Source organism: Saccharospirillum salsuginis (genome assembly GCF_014651855.1).
Lineage (GTDB): Bacteria > Pseudomonadota > Gammaproteobacteria > Pseudomonadales > Natronospirillaceae > Saccharospirillum > Saccharospirillum salsuginis.
The window spans coordinates 1-15,605 of the sequence record NZ_BMXR01000007.1 but is presented as its reverse complement, the minus strand read 5'-3'; the positions used below and the strand labels follow the sequence as shown (position 1 = coordinate 15,605).

Sequence of the window (15,605 nt, the reverse complement as noted above, 5' to 3'; positions counted from 1 at the left end):
GCTGGTCGAACGCGCCCTTACTCCATCAAACGGGGTAACAGGCCGACGTTACTCAGTTGTCGGGATGCCTCCATTACCTGGCTGCGCTGGCCAAATCCGGTCGCCACCAGATGGTAGCGCCCGTCGTTGTCGGACCAGTTGACGCTGAGTGTCGGCGGCTGGTCGTTGATGGCCTGATACGCCTGGAACCAGAGCACTTCCGGTGAGGTCATGCGCGTCATGATGGCGTTCGCGGTCGGCTGGGCGTCCAGCAACAGGGTGTGGCCGGTTTGCCGGGAGCCGAGGTGGTAGATGTAGGTGTCCCCCACCGGCAGCGTCGCCTGTTCGCGGTGATCCGCCACCAGGTCTCGGCGTTCGAGCCAGGCCCGCCATTGGTCCAACTGGCGTCGATCGGCGAAGCCATCCAGGTACAGCCACCCCTCCTGGCGGGTGGCCTCCCAAACCAGACGCTGGCGGCCCGGCATGGCGGTGTCCGTGGTCTTGAGCAGTGTATCGCGGTATTCCGCCTGTTCCAGCCAGGCACGCACCAGATTCTCCCGTACCGGCCCAACCACCAGGCTGTCGGTATAGCGTGATGCCGACTCCGGTTCGGCCTGATTCATGGCCGCGGTATCCATTGCCGGCCGATCACCGGGCAAACTGTTCATCCGGCGCACTTCTTCTTCGGTGTACTGCGGTTCGATGCTCCGCTCCAGTTCCGGTACAGCCGCGATGCGATTGGCGACCCGGCCCTCGCTGCCGATCACCTTGCGCAAACGCCCCTCGACGCCACTGCGGCGCAACTGGCGTTTCCAGAAGTCGATGCGGTCGAGAGAGTCGAATTCGCCCACGAACATCAGCACCGCGCCCTCGGGATCGACCTGGGCCAGGAAGACGGGCAGGGGTTCGCGTTCATAGGCGACGGTATTGAAGAACTGGCGCAAGCCACGGTATTCCATGGCGCGAACGGCCTGCTCCATCGAGCGGAACTCACCCAACTGCAACGTATAGGGCCCGGCCGGGAAGCATTTGCACACTTCGGAGAGTTCAACGATGGGCGGCAGCGACTGGGACAGATACCGGGGCATGTACTGCGGCACCTCCGGGTCGATGCGAGGGCTGGGGTTTTCACGCTCGGCTTCCCGGGCGGCCTGTTCGGCGGCCAACCGGGCCTGTTCGTCCCGCTCCAGCGGTGTGACTTCGCTGCCGAAGGTCATGCGCACACCATAGCGCCAACGCCATTGGTTCGACATGCCGTCGCTGTAGAAGCCCTGGTAACCGGCGCTGGCGAACACCCGGAACCGGGTGAACACGGGGACGCTGACGTCGGCGTCGAACCGGTACCCGGGCGTGAACCGCTCCAGGGTCAGGTCTCCGGAGTCGTCTTCGACGCCGTAGCCGGCAAAGATGGCCCCGCCAATGGCCTGGAAGCGGGCGCCGCGATTGCCCTGTTGCCAGATCAGGCCGGTCTCGAACTGGCTGAAACGATGTTCGTGGCTGGACCCGTTCAAATCGTATTCGAGCTTGCTCTGGTAACGGTAACCGAGATCCAGCCCCCATTCGGGCGTGAACATCGTCTGGGCGTGTGTCGCCAGCCCCCAGCCGGTGGCCAGGCGGCTGCCGGCCGCCCCGAGATCCAGTCCCAGTTCGACCGCACCGGCCCCGCCCGCCAAGGCCAGGGCGGCGACAAGGGCCAGGCCCTGCCGGTGTAGCGGGAATATTCGATGGGGGACGGCGGCTCGCTTCATCGGTGGTTCGCACGGTTGAGGGTGGACGATAAGGTTATCGCCCGATCCGGCCCAAAGTTTAGGGGGCCTCCGGGTTCAGGTTGACCTCCAGCACGTATTTGCTGGTTTTGAGGGGCTGTTTGATGTCGTGCTCCCACAGTTCGGCATCGAAGCGCTCTTTGGCCCAGTTGGCGAGGTCGTAGAACGGCTGACGCCCCGGATCGGCGATGAGCACCTGGCGCACGCCGACTTTCTTGGCGCGCTTGAGCAGTTTCCACCAGTCGTCGCGCAGTTCGTCCCAGAAGCAGATGTCACCCCCGACGATGGTGTCGGCCATGGCGAGGTCTTCTTTCTTCAACTGGTTGAGCTTGCGCTGCCAGAAGATGGGTTCGTACCCGTTCAGTTCGCCGTGGAGTTTCAGGTAGGGCTCGACAGAGTCGTCCGCGTCGATGGACAGGACGCGGGAACTGAAATGTTTCAACAGAAACAGGGATGTGGGCCCCCAGCCGCAACCGATATCGAAGACGACCCGGTCTTTGGGGATCGGGTCGAGCAGCAGGTAATCCATAAGGACAAAGCTGGAGTCCCAGACTTTGGTGCCATGGAGGTTGGCTTCGCCGTATTCGGTTTTCAGGGCTTTGATGCGTTTATGGCCGGGTTTGAGGAAGGTCAGGCCATGAGCGGTCAGTTCGTGCTTCGCCAAGAAGTCTTCTCCCGAGCTGAGGTCTTGGTGGGTGTCAGCTTCTGGAGGGTACCGGGTTCGTGTTTTTCCTCAACCCTTTTTGTGAAGGCTCGTTTGTATGCGGTGGCATTATCCGCACCCGAGGCAGGGGATGGCTTCTGCGGGGTCGCCGTAAACCCGTCCATGGGGGCTTGGCGGCAGCCATCCATGGCTGCCGACATCCCCGCAGAAGCCATCCCCCACCTCGGGTGCTCAGCACATACATTGCGTTGTAGGGTGGGCACTGCCCACCTTTTAAGGTGACTGCAAGACAAATTGCACTAAGTAGTATTGCGTAGGTTGGATTAGCGCGAGAGCGCGTAATCCAACAATAAAACCCGGGCAACAATCAATCCCGCACCCCCGATCACGCCCGCAACGGAATCCCCACTTTCCTATACACGAAACTCAACAACCAGGCCGGTCCGATCAACAGGAACTGGATGTCCTTGAAGAAACTGGGCTTCTTACCTTCAATCTTGTGCCCGACAAACTGCCCGATCCAGGCGAGCACAAAGAGCACCAGCGCAAAAGCCCAGAGCGGAAAGCCAAACCCCGCATTCTGATACGCCATAATCAGCCAAACCGAGATCGCGGATATGGCGGCCATGCCCAGTGTCAGTGTCAGTGACAGCCGGGCATAGAACAGGATGCTGATGACGATAAGGGCGGAGGCGCCGTTAAGCCATTCGTTGGGACCCAGCGGGACATGCCACAGCAGGGCGAGGACGCACCAGAGTATAACGGGCACACAGATCCAGTGGATGAGTTTGTTGGTTTTGTTCTGGTGGCTCTCGCCGTATTCGTCGAGCCATTGGTCGATGGATTTGTTGAGCATGATAATGGCCTCCTGGCTTTTTATTGTTGTTGGTTTTGGGTCAGCTTAATGGGTGATCGGGGTTTGGCAACAGCCCGGGGGTTATCCCTCTCCCGGAGGGAGGGGACACTGTTCAATCCGCCGTCCGGTCCAGGGAAAACCCCGCTTCGGGTTCGTTGCATTCCCCGTCCATCCCGGCAATCCATTCGGCAATCAGTTCGACGCCTTCGTCATGCACCAGGCTTCGCCCGAGCTCGGGCATCATCGCGCCGGGATCGAGGCTGGCCATGCGGTAGTGAAGAATGGATTCGTCCGGTTTGCCGGGGGTGATGCCCCAGCGGTTGCCGCCGGTCCCCTGCCCGGCCGCGATCGGCGGTTTGCAAACACCGAGACGGTTGAGCGCGGTGACGTTTTGTTGCAGCCAGAGACCGCTGGTGTCACCGGCGCCTTCCGGACTGTGGCAGTGACCGCAGTTGATGTCGAGGTAGGCGCGGGCACGGGCGTCGACACTGGCGGAGCCGTCACGCCAATCGGGTGCGGATGCCTGTGTGTCATGCGCGCCACTCAACCAGCCACGCTCCTGCCAGACGGCCAGTTGATTGCCTGCCTGGCCGGGAACGGTCCGGTTGACGAATCGGGCCTGGCCGGGGCCTATGGGCAGGGCCTGCTTGGTTTTGAAGGCGGTGGCATGGCAGCCGATGCATTGATTGGCGTCCGGGACGACGTAGGTGAAGTCCTGCTGCCCGGTCGAGGTCTGCAGGGTTAATGGGACCAATGCGCCGGTGACTTCACGCTGTGCGTGAGTCTGCTCTTCGTTCCAGACGTAACCGATGGCTTTCCAGCCGCTGTCGTAGTGAACCAGCAAGCGGGTTTCAATCAGTCGATGTTCCTCCAGTGACAGGCCGTTTTCGATTTCCTGCGGATCGAACTCGGCTTTTTGTACCTGCCCTGCCTTCTGGCCTTTGGGGTAATAAAAGGTTTTGCTAAAAACCGTGCCGACCGGCCATGTGAGGTCTCCCGTATCCGCCAGTTGGGCCTGAGCGCCTTCCGGGACATAGGCGGTGCGCAGTTTGTGGGCGTAATCGGTAAACAGGGGGGTGTTCAGATCGTAGACCTGAACCTGTTCGGACCAGACAAGCCGATCGCCGTCTATCGTGACAATGCCCCACTCGGCCAGGTCGTCCGGAATTTGGTCCTCGGCGTGGTGAGTCACTGCTTGCGGGCCACAGCCGCTCACCAGTGCGATCAGAACCAGAAGGCCGGCCGTCGTTATGCCTTGCATCCGGGTCATGCCTCGGCTCCTTCCAGTGAAACGGCGGGCAGTTTGGGGAGCTCACAGTTGTGCGGGCTCATGTCGGTGGAGATGTTGTCGAAACCACCCGGTGCATCGACGTTGATCAAGCCGGCTTCGCCGTTCTGAACGCAGATCTTCAGCGCATCCGGCGTTTGGCCGTCGACTTGTTTTTCCGGGTCGTAGTAGCCGTCCCAGAGGATGTCCGGCAAAGCTCCGGTGATGCCGAATTCGAGCACCTTGAGCGCTTTGAGTTCGAGGTGGTCCGGGCTTTTGCCGCCGCCTTCGAAGGTGTTGTCGTAAATGAAGATGGATTCCGGATAGGGGTCGAAGCTGGCCGCTTCGTTGTCCGCTTCGTAATAGCCGGTGGACTGGGCGGAGGAGATGATGATGTTCGCGGTGTCGTTGTCCTTGATGCGGTTGTTGAAGATCTCGACCTGGTCGTTGGAGTTGATCACGACGCCCGAGCCCGCCGGCACACTGGCCACGGCCGCGCCTTTGTGGGCGAAGTTGCCGGTGTTGTTGCCGGTGACGTCGTTGTCGTAGACCCGGGTGCCCTTGCCCGGTATCGGCAGGTTGGGCATGTTGAACACCAGGATGCCGCCGGTGTTGTTGGTGGCGAGATTGCCGTAGACGTCGGCTCCCTGGGTGTTTTCGATCTCGATGCCGGCGACATTGTATTCGGCGCGGCTGTTGCGAACGATGACGTTGCGACTTTGGCCTACATAGATGCCGGCGTCCGAGGCGCCGATGGCGACGGAGCCCTCGATCAGGGTGTTTTCGGTCTGGACCGGGTAGATGCCATAGGCGCCGTTGTCGGTGTCGGGGCCGTTGGTCCATTCGGTGCGGACGTTGCGGATGACGATGTTGCGTCCTTCGTTGATTTTAAGGGCGTCGCCCTTGGCGTCTTCGATGGCCAGATCTTCGATGGTGAAGTCGTTGCCGCTTACGAAGAGTCCTTCGGCGCCCTGGATCTGGTTTTTGAACGACAGGATGGTCTGGTCCATGCCCTGCCCTCTGAGGGTGATGCCGTTCTGGTTGAGGGTGAGGCCCCGGTTGAAGTGGAAGGTGCCGGCGGGGATGTCGATGACGTCACCGGGCTGTGCCTCGATGAGCTGGGTCATGAGGGTTTTCTGGTAGTCCTCGGAGGTGGCGGCGGTGTCGGTGTCCTGGGAGCAGGCGGCCAGGATCAGGGTGATGAGCAGCCATTGAGTTGTTATTTTCAGCGCGTTCATGGGTTCTCTCCTTTTGTCGCTCCAGGAAGACTAGCGCTGACGGTCGGTCGGGTGCTTCTCAAACCCTGAGAATCGCTTTGCAATTCTTTGAAAATGGCTCTATACGGGGGCTTTGGTATAGCCCCTTGTATCGTGGTTGAACCCGCCCCGGCTGGGTTTGATTGGGTGCCAGAAACCCGTATCGGCTGGGTGGGATGCTCCCAGGGGGCCGCCGTAAACCCCTCCATGGGGGCTTAGCTTCGGCATCCATGCCTCAGATATCCCCCTGGGAGCATCCCACCCATCCGATACTAACCAGTCCTGCCACCGAATGAGCATACCGGACATACGCTACTGGCCTTACCTGCTAGAGGCGCACCCCTTGCCTGCTTGGATGTGAAGTTCGATCTACTGGTGGCGAAACACCTCCGATTTCAACTCCAGGGAACTATGCCTCTCCAGCACTCGCCCCGGCTTTTCGATACTGAGTCGGCGTCATCCCCAAGTGTTCCTTGAAGACGCGGTTAAACGAGCTGACGGACCGGAAGCCCATGTCCAGGGCGATGGTTGTGATGGGTTCGTCGGGTGTTTCCTTGAGGTGCCGACAGGCGTCGGCAAGTCGGTAGTGGTTGACGAAGTCGGGGAAGTTGCGGAAGCCGAGTTCCTGGTTGATCAGTTGTCGGGTTTTGTATTCGGGCAGTTTTATGGCCCGGGCGAAGGTGGCGAGGGTGAGGCCTTCCTGTCGGTAGAGTCCATTCTGGATGGCCTGGTTCAGTGCACGACGTTCCCGGGAGATTTCGAGGTCGGGTTCTGCAGGTTCATTATTGGTTAATTGTGGCTGTGGCGACGCGTGCCCGAGCAGTACGCCGGTCCGGCCGGTGAGCAGTAGGCAGGCGATGGCGATGAGGGCGATGTCGGCCAGCAGAAGTTTGCCGATCTGGCCGGCTTCGACCCATTGTTCGAGGGCGACCTGGGTGAGGATGATGACGCCGGCGAAACCGAGCAGCCAGCCGCGCAGTCGGCGACGGGTGGGGATGAGGTCGTCGCGCCAGTGGTAGAGGACGACGCCGAGGCCGGTGAGGATCAGGCCGTATTCGACCAGTTGCGGCAGTCCGATCAGCAGCCGATGCAGCACGGGGGAGCCGGCGTCGGTTGAACCGAAGGTGACGAGGTGGATGGCCGGGGCGAGAACGCTGTACAGCGCGAAACCGACGCCCCAGCGAAAGCGTTTGGGTCGGTCGGTGAAGGTTTCGATGCACAGCCACCAGAATAAGGCGGGTATGGCGGTGCGGATGCTTTGGGTAATCAGGCGCACGCCGTCTTCGGCCAGCGGATGCAGCAGGAAGGCACCGACGGCGAGCATAAGACAAGCGTAACTCCAGGCCGGTTTGAGCCGGGGAAAGGTTACAACGACGAGCAGTGCCTGGAGCAACACCAAGCCAAGGCCGAAGCCACTGAGCCAATACAACACGAGGGGGATTCACTTCGGACAATAAAAGCGAAGAGTCTACACCCTGAGAGGTAGCTTGCCCACGCGAGGCTGGGCTGTTTTTCCGGCGAGCAAAACGCCCGATTCAGCCTGACTGTATCTCATCATGGTCGGTCGTTCATGACCCGAATGATAGCGTGGCCGAGGTAAAGGCCTGGGTCGGCATCACCGGATGCCGACCGGTCTTGGATTCTGTCCGTAGACCCAGGGGGTGAGCCCGGGGTGCGGCAACCGAATCAGTTGTCGCTTAGAACCGCAACACCTTTCAGCGAGAGTTCATCCCGTACTTCAGGACGAGCCAGCCGATCCAGAGTGGTATAGTTACCCCGGCGGCGGGTTTTGTGTTTGCTCACTGCGCCCAAAAAGGCCAGAAAGGATTTCTTCGCGGTTTCTTTCTTCTCCATTTTATTCACCTTGGGATCATCGTTCTGATGGTTAGTACCCTTGTTACCAGCAGATGGGTCAGTTTTCTTTGGGTACATACTTACTCTAATCTCACTCCTGTTTAAAATCTGTACATGAATTCGACAAACATTTATAACTTAGCGTCCATAATCAAGCCGAATGCGCTTTTGAGGTCGTTTTTGGACCCGTTTTGAACGCTTTTAATAAGGGTAGACCCTTATCGGCCATCCCGCCATGACCCCCATGTCGTGGGAGCTAACGGCCTACCTCACTTTGGCAATTTAAATTGTTGACAAAAATTGAGGTAATCCGGGATCGACCAGATACAGTATAGTGCTTGGGGCAGGCGGCTGTTTTTCAAGTTCGTAGGGGATTTGTGCGAAATCGTCTTGGATTGTTGGGTAATGGAAGCCCAGGGTCCAGCCGCGACGCAGACAAGGCTGTCCGGGCCGCGTGTTAGGCGGACACTTCGCTCCCACCACCCGATCAGTGGCGGGTTTGGTTTTGACCCAGATCGGTGACCAGGGTGTTGATCATGCGATCGAACAAGGGCGCGTCGTCGAGCGGACGCACGGTGTCATTGCGCATGGCCATGGCGAGACCGATGGCCGAACGCTCGGCGATCTTGTCGCCCTGGTAATCGGTAAACAGGTACTTGGTACCGGCGCCGATGATGCAGGACAGACAGCCGCGGCGTACATCGCCTTCGTTCAGTTCGATGTCGAACCAGCCTCCGGTTTCCAGCGATTCGACAACATCCATGTAATACGTCAGGTCAGCCGGTTTGTGTTGTACCACGGGCTCATCGATCGGCAGTGGCTGGGGTTCGTCGACAATGGCTTCGGCCTTCCGGGAGCGTTCTTCGAACGCATCCAGTTTCTCTTGCGCGGTCCAGACATCTTCATTGAAGCTCTGGCGTTTGCTGTCGTGCAGTGCTTCGATGCGTTCGATCACCTTGTTGCGTTCCGCTTCGTCCACGCCCAGAGCTTTCAAACCGTCGCGCAGGCCGGACAACATACCGGGCACAACCTTGTTGAAGCGGGTGGCTTCGGTCAACTGAACGTTGGGCTGCAGGCTCCACATCAGCTCGCGGGCGATGCGGGCACTGGTTTTCCAGGCTTTGCCCTCGCCCCGGGAATTGAAAATACCCTTCATCAGACGATACCAGTGACGCTGCAACAGGTTGAGCACGTCGGTCGGCGGTGCCTCGTCCTTCAAAAGGGCTTCGATGAACAGCTTGGCGCGATCCTGGTTTTCGTGCTGGCGAACCCGGGCGTCTTCCTCGTCGCGCAATACGGCCACACGCGCGGACTGCATGGCGTCGTACTCGTCTTTCAACGCCATGAACTCGTCGAGCGCAGTATCGAACATGCCGAGGTCGGTTTCGAAATCGTGATTCAGCCGGGTGACGATGGTTTCCATCCCGTCCAGCAGGATGTCGTCGTCGATGTTCGAATCCGGTTCCCAGCCGGCCGCCGCTTTCGCCATGCGGTTCAATAAACGGCGCGCCGAGTGTTCGGCATCGGTAAAGAATTCCTTGTCGAGCAGGGCGACCTTGATGATGGGAATCTGCATCCGCGCCATCAGCTGTTTCATGTGCGGCGACAGGTAGTCGTCGTCCAGAATGTATTCGAACAGCATGGCGACCAGCGAGATGGTCCCGGCGTCTTCGGTGCCCCGGGCTTCAGTGGTAATCGCCTGAGCCTGGGTCTGGGCCCAGTTTTTCAGCGTCGCCACGTCGGTTGTCGCCGGCGCAACCTGGGTCTGAATGTGGCTCAGAGTGGACAGCAAATGCTGCATGGTGCCGGCATCGACGGACACACCGCCACCGGCCATGCCACCTCCGGAGGGATAGCCGCCGCCGTGGGAAGCGCTTCCGCCTCCTCCACCGATGCCGCCGGGGTGACCGTAGCCACCGGCCGCACCACCGCCGAACGAGCCACCCTGGCCGCCTTCACCCTGCAAAGCGCGCTGGGCCAGCATGGCGCCCAACTGCTCGAAGGTTTCCGGCTGGGCCAGGGGCGTTTCGTTACGGGCATTCATCAATTTGAGGTTGGGCAGGATGCCCTCTTCCACCAGCCAGCGGTTGCCGGATTCGTAATACACAGTCAGTTTGGCGCAGGCTTTCTGGTCGAACAGGCGATACAGCATAAGCACGGTTTTCAGCGGGCAATCCATCCGCTCCAGCGCCTCGAACACAACCTTGCCGAAATCCTGGGGATTGAACGGGGTCTGTTCGTCTTTGAGCTCACGCTCGCCCATCAGCACGCCCATCCGCTCGCGGAAGGCCAGCCATTCGTTACCGGAACGCTCCAGCACGCGATTGGCGAAGCTGTCGATGGCCAGACCACGCTCCAGAGTGTCGTCCTCCATCAGGGACAACTCATCCATGGACACGGACTTGACGGACCGGCCGGAACCGGTGTCGCCGTTTAACTGGCGTTCGTTCAGGTCCCGAGTCCCCTCCAGGATGGCTTCGCGGATAGTGTCTTTTTCCAGGCGGAGCGCGCGCAGGTGTTCGAAATAAGCGGCGGACTCGACGCCATCCCGAGTCTTCTCGGCCCACTGGAACAGGAAGTCGTCGGCGGCGGTGAAATAGCCGTCCAGAAGCGGTGGCAACAGGTCGAGAAAACGGCGAGACAGCGCCTGCAAACGGGCGTCGTCCCGTTTTGAAGGTACCTTGGCGAGATGGTCGCTCAGGCGCGTGACTTTGGCTGTGTTCATGACGCAATCCCAACTTCTATTAACCGGTTTGGCCGGATGGTAGCGCAGGCCATCCGCCCAAACCGGACTTACGTCACTTTTGCTTCCTTGCAGCTGATCAATGTTCTATTTTGAGCACTGCGTCACTTTTTTAGTGCGGGTATTAAATCATCGCTCGTCAATTGATTGGCGTTTTGATCCAAAGTGCGCCCGGGGTAATGCACGAGCAGGCTCGCCGACACCAAAACAACGGCGCCAACCATCTGAAGCGGCGACAGCGCGAACCCGAGAAACACCCAGTTGACCAGACCGGCGGCCACCGGAAAACACATTTCGGCCAGGGCACTGTGCCGGGAAGCGATACGCCGCAACCCCCGATAATAGAAAGCCATGCCCAGCAGACCGGAGATCAGCACCATTACGCCGATCCACCCGACCTGGGTGGGCGCCACCTGGGAAAGGTCCGGCTGGGCGATCAACAGCCAGGGCAGCAGGATGGCGAACCCCAGTGCGAACCGTCCGGTCATGATGCCGCTCGTTCCGTGCCCGCGCTGGCTTAATTGCTTGCCGAACACCGTGCTCGCCCCCCAGCCGACCACGGCGGTCAGGGTCAAACCGTAGCCCAGCAATTTGGCATCCAGCCCCGGTTGGTAAAACCAGTCTTCCTGGCTGAACAGGGGCAGTAGATCCTCCCCGATCAGCAGCAGACTGCCCAGCAGACAGGCGGCCAGGTAAACCAGAAACCCTCGGCTGATCCGCTCGCCCAGCACCAGGGCCGACAAACTGACCGCCACGACCGGCTGCAGTTTTTGCAGCAGGATCACCAGCGTCGGGTTCATCAGGCTGAAGGCCTGGGTAAAGGCCAGAGTGCCGATGGCCGAACCGAGCCCGCCGATCACGAACAGGGCCGGCCAGTCCCGCTTCTGGAAGGACCAGAGACGGATGCCGGCCACACGGCCGATCACCACCATCATGACCAGCAGGAAGGCGTGTTCGAGAAAGACAATGTGGAGAGTCGAGACCCCGGCTTCGAGCAAGGGGTATCGGATGAGGGTGTCCAGAGCCCACAGCAGGCAGGCCAGAAGAACATAGAAAGTACCTGTCACGGTCGTATCCTCTTGTGACAGGGCTCAGCTTGTAAGAAAGGAAGGTACGAACGCACCGGCACGGCCATGTACCGACAAGGGAAGTCGGGTAATCGCCATGCACGACAAGCCTCCGCCCAGCGACGGAGGTGCGATCAACTTCTTTCATCCGGACTATCACCGTCGGCTCAGGCATTGGACCTGATCTGCTTGACCCTGGCATGGATACATCCAAGCCAGGCGCTCGTGGGCTCTGCTGACAGGGCACCCGCCCCGCAACACTACCACCGGTGGGGACTTTCACCCCGCCCTGAAGTCGATTGAAGCCGGGAATAATACGCCCGCCTCGAACGGCGGGCAAGTCGGGGGCGAGGTCAGACCCAGGCGACGGCGCCGTGGTTGTCCCAGGCGAGCGGAACGATGCCGCTTCGTGCCGTGGAACCGCTCGTATTCGACCTCCGCCATTGACCCAAACCGTTGCCCGCCCAGAGGCGATCATTCGTACCGGCCAATGCGGCGACGTCGCGCATCGGTTCCATCGCAACGGGCGCCTCAAAGCGCCAGTGCATCACATGGTGCCCCTTGGGCGAACTGACCGAGACACCCCAGGGACCGCACACCACACTGGCGATGTAGCTGTTCATTTGCAGCCATTGCCAAGGCTCGGCGGGCAACGGTTGCCAGGCGGGATCCCGCCAGGCGACCCGATAGACCAGCGGCAGGTCGGTTCGATCCGGTCCGTAATACTGCAGGCCGACATAAACGTGGTCTTCATCGGCGTCGAGATGACGGACACTGAAGCCCGGCCGCGGGGAGGTCAACGTGGTCCGAACCCGGCCAAGGCCATCGAGCAGAATCAAGGCGCTCCGGAAGGCTTCTCCCGATGCGCGGACGCTGTTGTCCAGGCCTCCCACGGCAACGGCCAGGCCTTCTCCGCCGGGATGGGCGACCACTTCGTGGGCACCGATGCCGGGCAACGCGATTCGATCCGTCCAGTGCCCGTTAACGGGGGACCAGATTCCCAACCGGGCATCGCTGGACTCGGAACCCAGCGCTACCCAACACCGATCTTCAAGCCAGCAACCGTGGCCGACGAAGAGGTGATCCCGGGGCGGTTCCAGCCAGCGGCTGATCCGACCGTCGAGCGGACTGAAGACACCCGCCCAGTTGCCGGGCCGACGGGCGAAAACCAGAGCCTGCGGCCGGTCGGGCGCAACGGCGAAGCCGTGGGCACGCCCGGGCAACGGGCTTTTGAACGCCAGGTCGTCGCCCCGCCCCACTCCGGCGAGCCAATATCGACCGTCCCGGTCGCGCCCGGTACTCAACCAGCGTGGATGTCGCTCTCCGGCGCGCAACCAGGGCGACACACAGGCCGCCCCCGCCATCGACAGAAAAGTTCTTCGATCAATCGCCATCTTGATTGTTGAACCCGATCAGCAATGAATAAGCGTCCGCGACATCATTTTTCAACCAGGTTTCGACACCCTGGTTGGCCGCTCGGATGCGTTTGATCATATCCCAAGCCGCATCCGACTCTTCAGGCCAGCCATCCGGCAAGGTATCGGCCAATTCAACCAGGGTGTTCCGCCATTCGTTTGCCGGAGCCCGCATACGATCGTCCGGCAGGCGTTCGCTGAACAGCACCAGGCGCGCGCCGAGATCGCTCAGGCCGGCTCGAATAAAGCGAACGGACTGACCGGTCTCGGAGACATCGCCCATGAAAGGACGGTACCGCCCGCCCGGTTCGTTCATCACCTCGCGCAGACGCTGATTAAGCCGACTGGCCTGGGCATAGAGATCGTTAGCGGCCAGAGTCACGGCCTGATCGGCCAGCCTCATCCGTTCCGGCATGGCGCTCTCGATCTGGTCGACATAGCCCGGATAATGGTCAGCCCAGTCACGCATCAGACGGCAGTCGGGTTGCGATCGAGACAGCATCCAGTCCAAACCCTGGATGCCATGGCCGGCGATTTGCAGCGACTCGAACTGACCGGTTTGACGCTGCACGGCGTGGGTCTCCATCTGCCTCACGACGACACCCCGGCTGTCCGGCCAGAAAGCGACGCGGTAGCCAAACCCCAGTTCGTCGATCGCCGCCGGTTCCTGGCTGGCCACAACGCCCCACGCCTCGACCAGATCATACCAGGCGGGTAACAAGGCCCGGCGATGTTCGGCCGGAATACGGGCTTCCGGTCGGGCGTCGCACACCCGGTTCATCTCGGCCACAAACGCTGTCGTGCGATCCTGCCATTTGGATACGGCGGTCTTCTGGTTCCGCGCCCAGTCGGTCGCCAGGTCGGCCTGTGCGCCAGCCGCCAGAACGGCGCCCAGCACCAGTGGGATCAAAGGTTTCACTCCGCTCTCCTCGCTCGTGATCACAGGGAATTAACGAACGCCAACAACGCGTCCAGATCGGCCTCGGTCATCTGCTCCACTGTAGTCCGGGCCGCCTCGGCCTCGCCGCCATGCCAGAGAATGGCCTCCAACACATTCCGGGCGCGGCCATCGTGCAACAGTTGTTGGTGACCGTTCACATCCGGCAGCAGACCGATGCCCCACAAAGGCGGGGTTCGCCACTCCCGGCCACTGGCGCGGAACTCCGGCCGATGGTCGGCCAGTCCCGGCCCCATGTCATGCAACAACAGGTCAGTGAAGGGATGAATGGTTTGCCCGGACAGAGCCGGACGGTTAGGCGACAGGCCGGTTTGAACAGTCGGTCGATGACAGCCGGCGCAGCCGCTCTGTTCAAACAGCTCGGCACCGCGCAGGACCTCGGGCGCGTCGTGATCACGCTGCGCCGGCACACCCAGGTGGGCGCTGTAGAAGGTGACGTTGTCGAGCAATTCGGTCCTCACTTCGGGCGATCCGCCGTTTGGCTGGTCAGCGCACAGTGTTTGCGCCGAGGTGCAGTTTTCGGCCACGAACAGGTCGGTGGTCAGGCCCATATCGCCGTTGAAGGCCGCAGCGTTTTGTTGGCGCAACGTGGGCTGACCCGCCTTCCAGCCGAACCGGCCCAACCGGGTCCGCTCAGCGGCCTGATCCCAGACCCAGTTGGCGCGCCCGGATATCCCGTCCCCGTCGTCATCGTCCGGGTCTTCCCAGGCCAGGATGTCGGTATCCGGTATCGCTTCGAGCAATCCCAGCCCGTTCATGGCCGGCGCCACCCGAATGGACGTCTGCACATCGTCCGCCAGGGGTCCGTAGTTCAGATCGGTCAAGTCCAGGACCGGCTCGCGCAACCGGACTTCCCGGCCATTGGCCAGGGTCAGGCTCCGTTCGTTGAAGCGGATGCGAATGCGTCCTTCCGGTTGGGTGCCGGGCAGGCTGGCGTCCTGGAACTGACCGCCATAGGTGGGCTCCGGAACGTTGCCCATCTGCTTCAGAAGTTCGGCCGGCGTCTCGTCCGTTGAAGGAACACTGATGCGCACCAGCATGGAAACGGCGATATCGGCATCGTTCTCCGGCAGGTGCCCGCGCCCGTCCTTGATGTGGCAGTTCTGACAGGCGTTGGTGTTGAACAGGGGGCCCAGTCCGTCCCGCGCCGTCGTCGTGGCGGGTGCGGGAATCCAGGGGTTGCGGAAAAACGAATTGCCGACGCTGAAATCGAGCCGTTCCTCGAACGAGAGATTGGCCGACGGCAGGGAGAAGGCGTTGGAGCCTTTGGCATGAACGGTGGTATCGCCACCGCTAAAAGGCAAATCGGCCCACGCTGACATCGCGCAGACCATGGAAACGACAAAACCGCCCAGTTTGCGCAGTGGGCGGTTGATAAAAGATCGAGTCATTGTTCAATCCACAGCTTGAGACTCTTCAGGGAGCTTGGGGCAGTCCAGTAGGGTGGGCAATGCTTACCGAGGTGCGGAAACTACGGTAATTTTATTATTCAAGTCTCGGTGTTCACCCATGGCTAGCGCCGGCTGCCGGGTAGACCCATTCGGGGATGTCGGCAGCCAGGATGGCTGCCGCCAAGCCCCCATGGATGGGTTCACGGCGACCCCGAATGGGTCTACCCGGCAGCCGGTGCGGGTTCTGGCACCAAAGCGCGTACCCCGAAACTTGAGTTTATTACCATGGTGGGCGATGAGGCTGTGAGAGTATTTTTTTGCCGGCATCACATTGGTTTTAGGCTCGTTCATGCTGGTTAGAATGCCCTCCGGCACCCGCAATTGGTATT

Annotated in this window: 13 protein-coding genes and 1 riboswitch; all 13 genes read right to left on the bottom strand. The window is 60.9% G+C overall.

The features are described from left to right. Nucleotides 1–17 precede the first annotated feature (17 nt). Nucleotides 18–1,727 (bottom strand): hypothetical protein, encoded by a 1,710-nt coding sequence (locus IE111_RS14125; RefSeq protein ID WP_189609849.1) that lies wholly within the window; start codon nucleotides 1,725–1,727, stop codon nucleotides 18–20. A 58-nt stretch (nucleotides 1,728–1,785) separates the two neighbouring features. Beyond that, nucleotides 1,786–2,409 carry a class I SAM-dependent methyltransferase gene (locus IE111_RS14120; RefSeq protein ID WP_189609847.1) on the bottom strand — a complete coding sequence of 208 codons (624 nt, stop codon included), beginning with the start codon at nucleotides 2,407–2,409 and terminating at the stop codon, nucleotides 1,786–1,788. A 385-nt stretch (nucleotides 2,410–2,794) separates the two neighbouring features. After that, nucleotides 2,795–3,265 (bottom strand): Mpo1 family 2-hydroxy fatty acid dioxygenase, encoded by a 471-nt coding sequence (locus tag IE111_RS14115; protein ID WP_189609845.1) that lies wholly within the window; start codon nucleotides 3,263–3,265, stop codon nucleotides 2,795–2,797. Between the two features lie 112 nt (nucleotides 3,266–3,377). Continuing rightward, the gene (locus tag IE111_RS14110) at nucleotides 3,378–4,535 is read right to left on the bottom strand and encodes an SO2930 family diheme c-type cytochrome (protein WP_189609843.1); all 1,158 of its coding nucleotides are present in this window, start codon (nucleotides 4,533–4,535) and stop codon (nucleotides 3,378–3,380) included. Next, a complete protein-coding gene (locus IE111_RS14105) occupies nucleotides 4,532–5,770 on the bottom strand; it encodes a parallel beta-helix domain-containing protein (RefSeq protein ID WP_189609840.1) in 1,239 nt (412 codons plus the stop codon). Before IE111_RS14105 ends, IE111_RS14110 begins: the two co-directional genes overlap by 4 nt. Before the next feature lie 427 nt (nucleotides 5,771–6,197). Then, nucleotides 6,198–7,220, bottom strand: coding sequence for a helix-turn-helix domain-containing protein (locus IE111_RS14100; protein WP_189609838.1), 1,023 nt, complete (start codon nucleotides 7,218–7,220; stop codon nucleotides 6,198–6,200). Nucleotides 7,221–7,474: 254 nt separating this feature from the next. Then, the gene (locus tag IE111_RS14095) at nucleotides 7,475–7,642 is read right to left on the bottom strand and encodes a hypothetical protein (RefSeq protein WP_189609836.1); all 168 of its coding nucleotides are present in this window, start codon (nucleotides 7,640–7,642) and stop codon (nucleotides 7,475–7,477) included. Between the two features lie 487 nt (nucleotides 7,643–8,129). Next, nucleotides 8,130–10,367 carry a DUF1631 family protein gene (locus IE111_RS14090; protein ID WP_189609835.1) on the bottom strand — a complete coding sequence of 746 codons (2,238 nt, stop codon included), beginning with the start codon at nucleotides 10,365–10,367 and terminating at the stop codon, nucleotides 8,130–8,132. Nucleotides 10,368–10,489: 122 nt separating this feature from the next. Then, the gene (locus IE111_RS14085; RefSeq protein ID WP_189609833.1) at nucleotides 10,490–11,452 is read right to left on the bottom strand and encodes a DMT family transporter; all 963 of its coding nucleotides are present in this window, start codon (nucleotides 11,450–11,452) and stop codon (nucleotides 10,490–10,492) included. Between the two features lie 132 nt (nucleotides 11,453–11,584). Continuing rightward, a riboswitch (FMN riboswitch) is annotated at nucleotides 11,585–11,753 on the bottom strand. Between the two features lie 52 nt (nucleotides 11,754–11,805). Beyond that, the gene (locus IE111_RS14080; protein ID WP_189609831.1) at nucleotides 11,806–12,846 is read right to left on the bottom strand and encodes a DUF1513 domain-containing protein; all 1,041 of its coding nucleotides are present in this window, start codon (nucleotides 12,844–12,846) and stop codon (nucleotides 11,806–11,808) included. Beyond that, nucleotides 12,836–13,786: an imelysin family protein gene (locus IE111_RS14075; protein ID WP_189609829.1), complete on the bottom strand. Its 951-nt coding sequence runs from the start codon at nucleotides 13,784–13,786 to the stop codon at nucleotides 12,836–12,838. The genes IE111_RS14080 and IE111_RS14075 overlap by 11 nt, the downstream gene beginning before the upstream one ends. Before the next feature lie 20 nt (nucleotides 13,787–13,806). Then, nucleotides 13,807–15,216 (bottom strand): di-heme oxidoreductase family protein, encoded by a 1,410-nt coding sequence (locus IE111_RS14070; protein WP_229805368.1) that lies wholly within the window; start codon nucleotides 15,214–15,216, stop codon nucleotides 13,807–13,809. Between the two features lie 63 nt (nucleotides 15,217–15,279). Next, nucleotides 15,280–15,605: hypothetical protein (locus tag IE111_RS24510; protein ID WP_229805367.1), on the bottom strand; the 326-nt coding region annotated here is incomplete at its 5' end.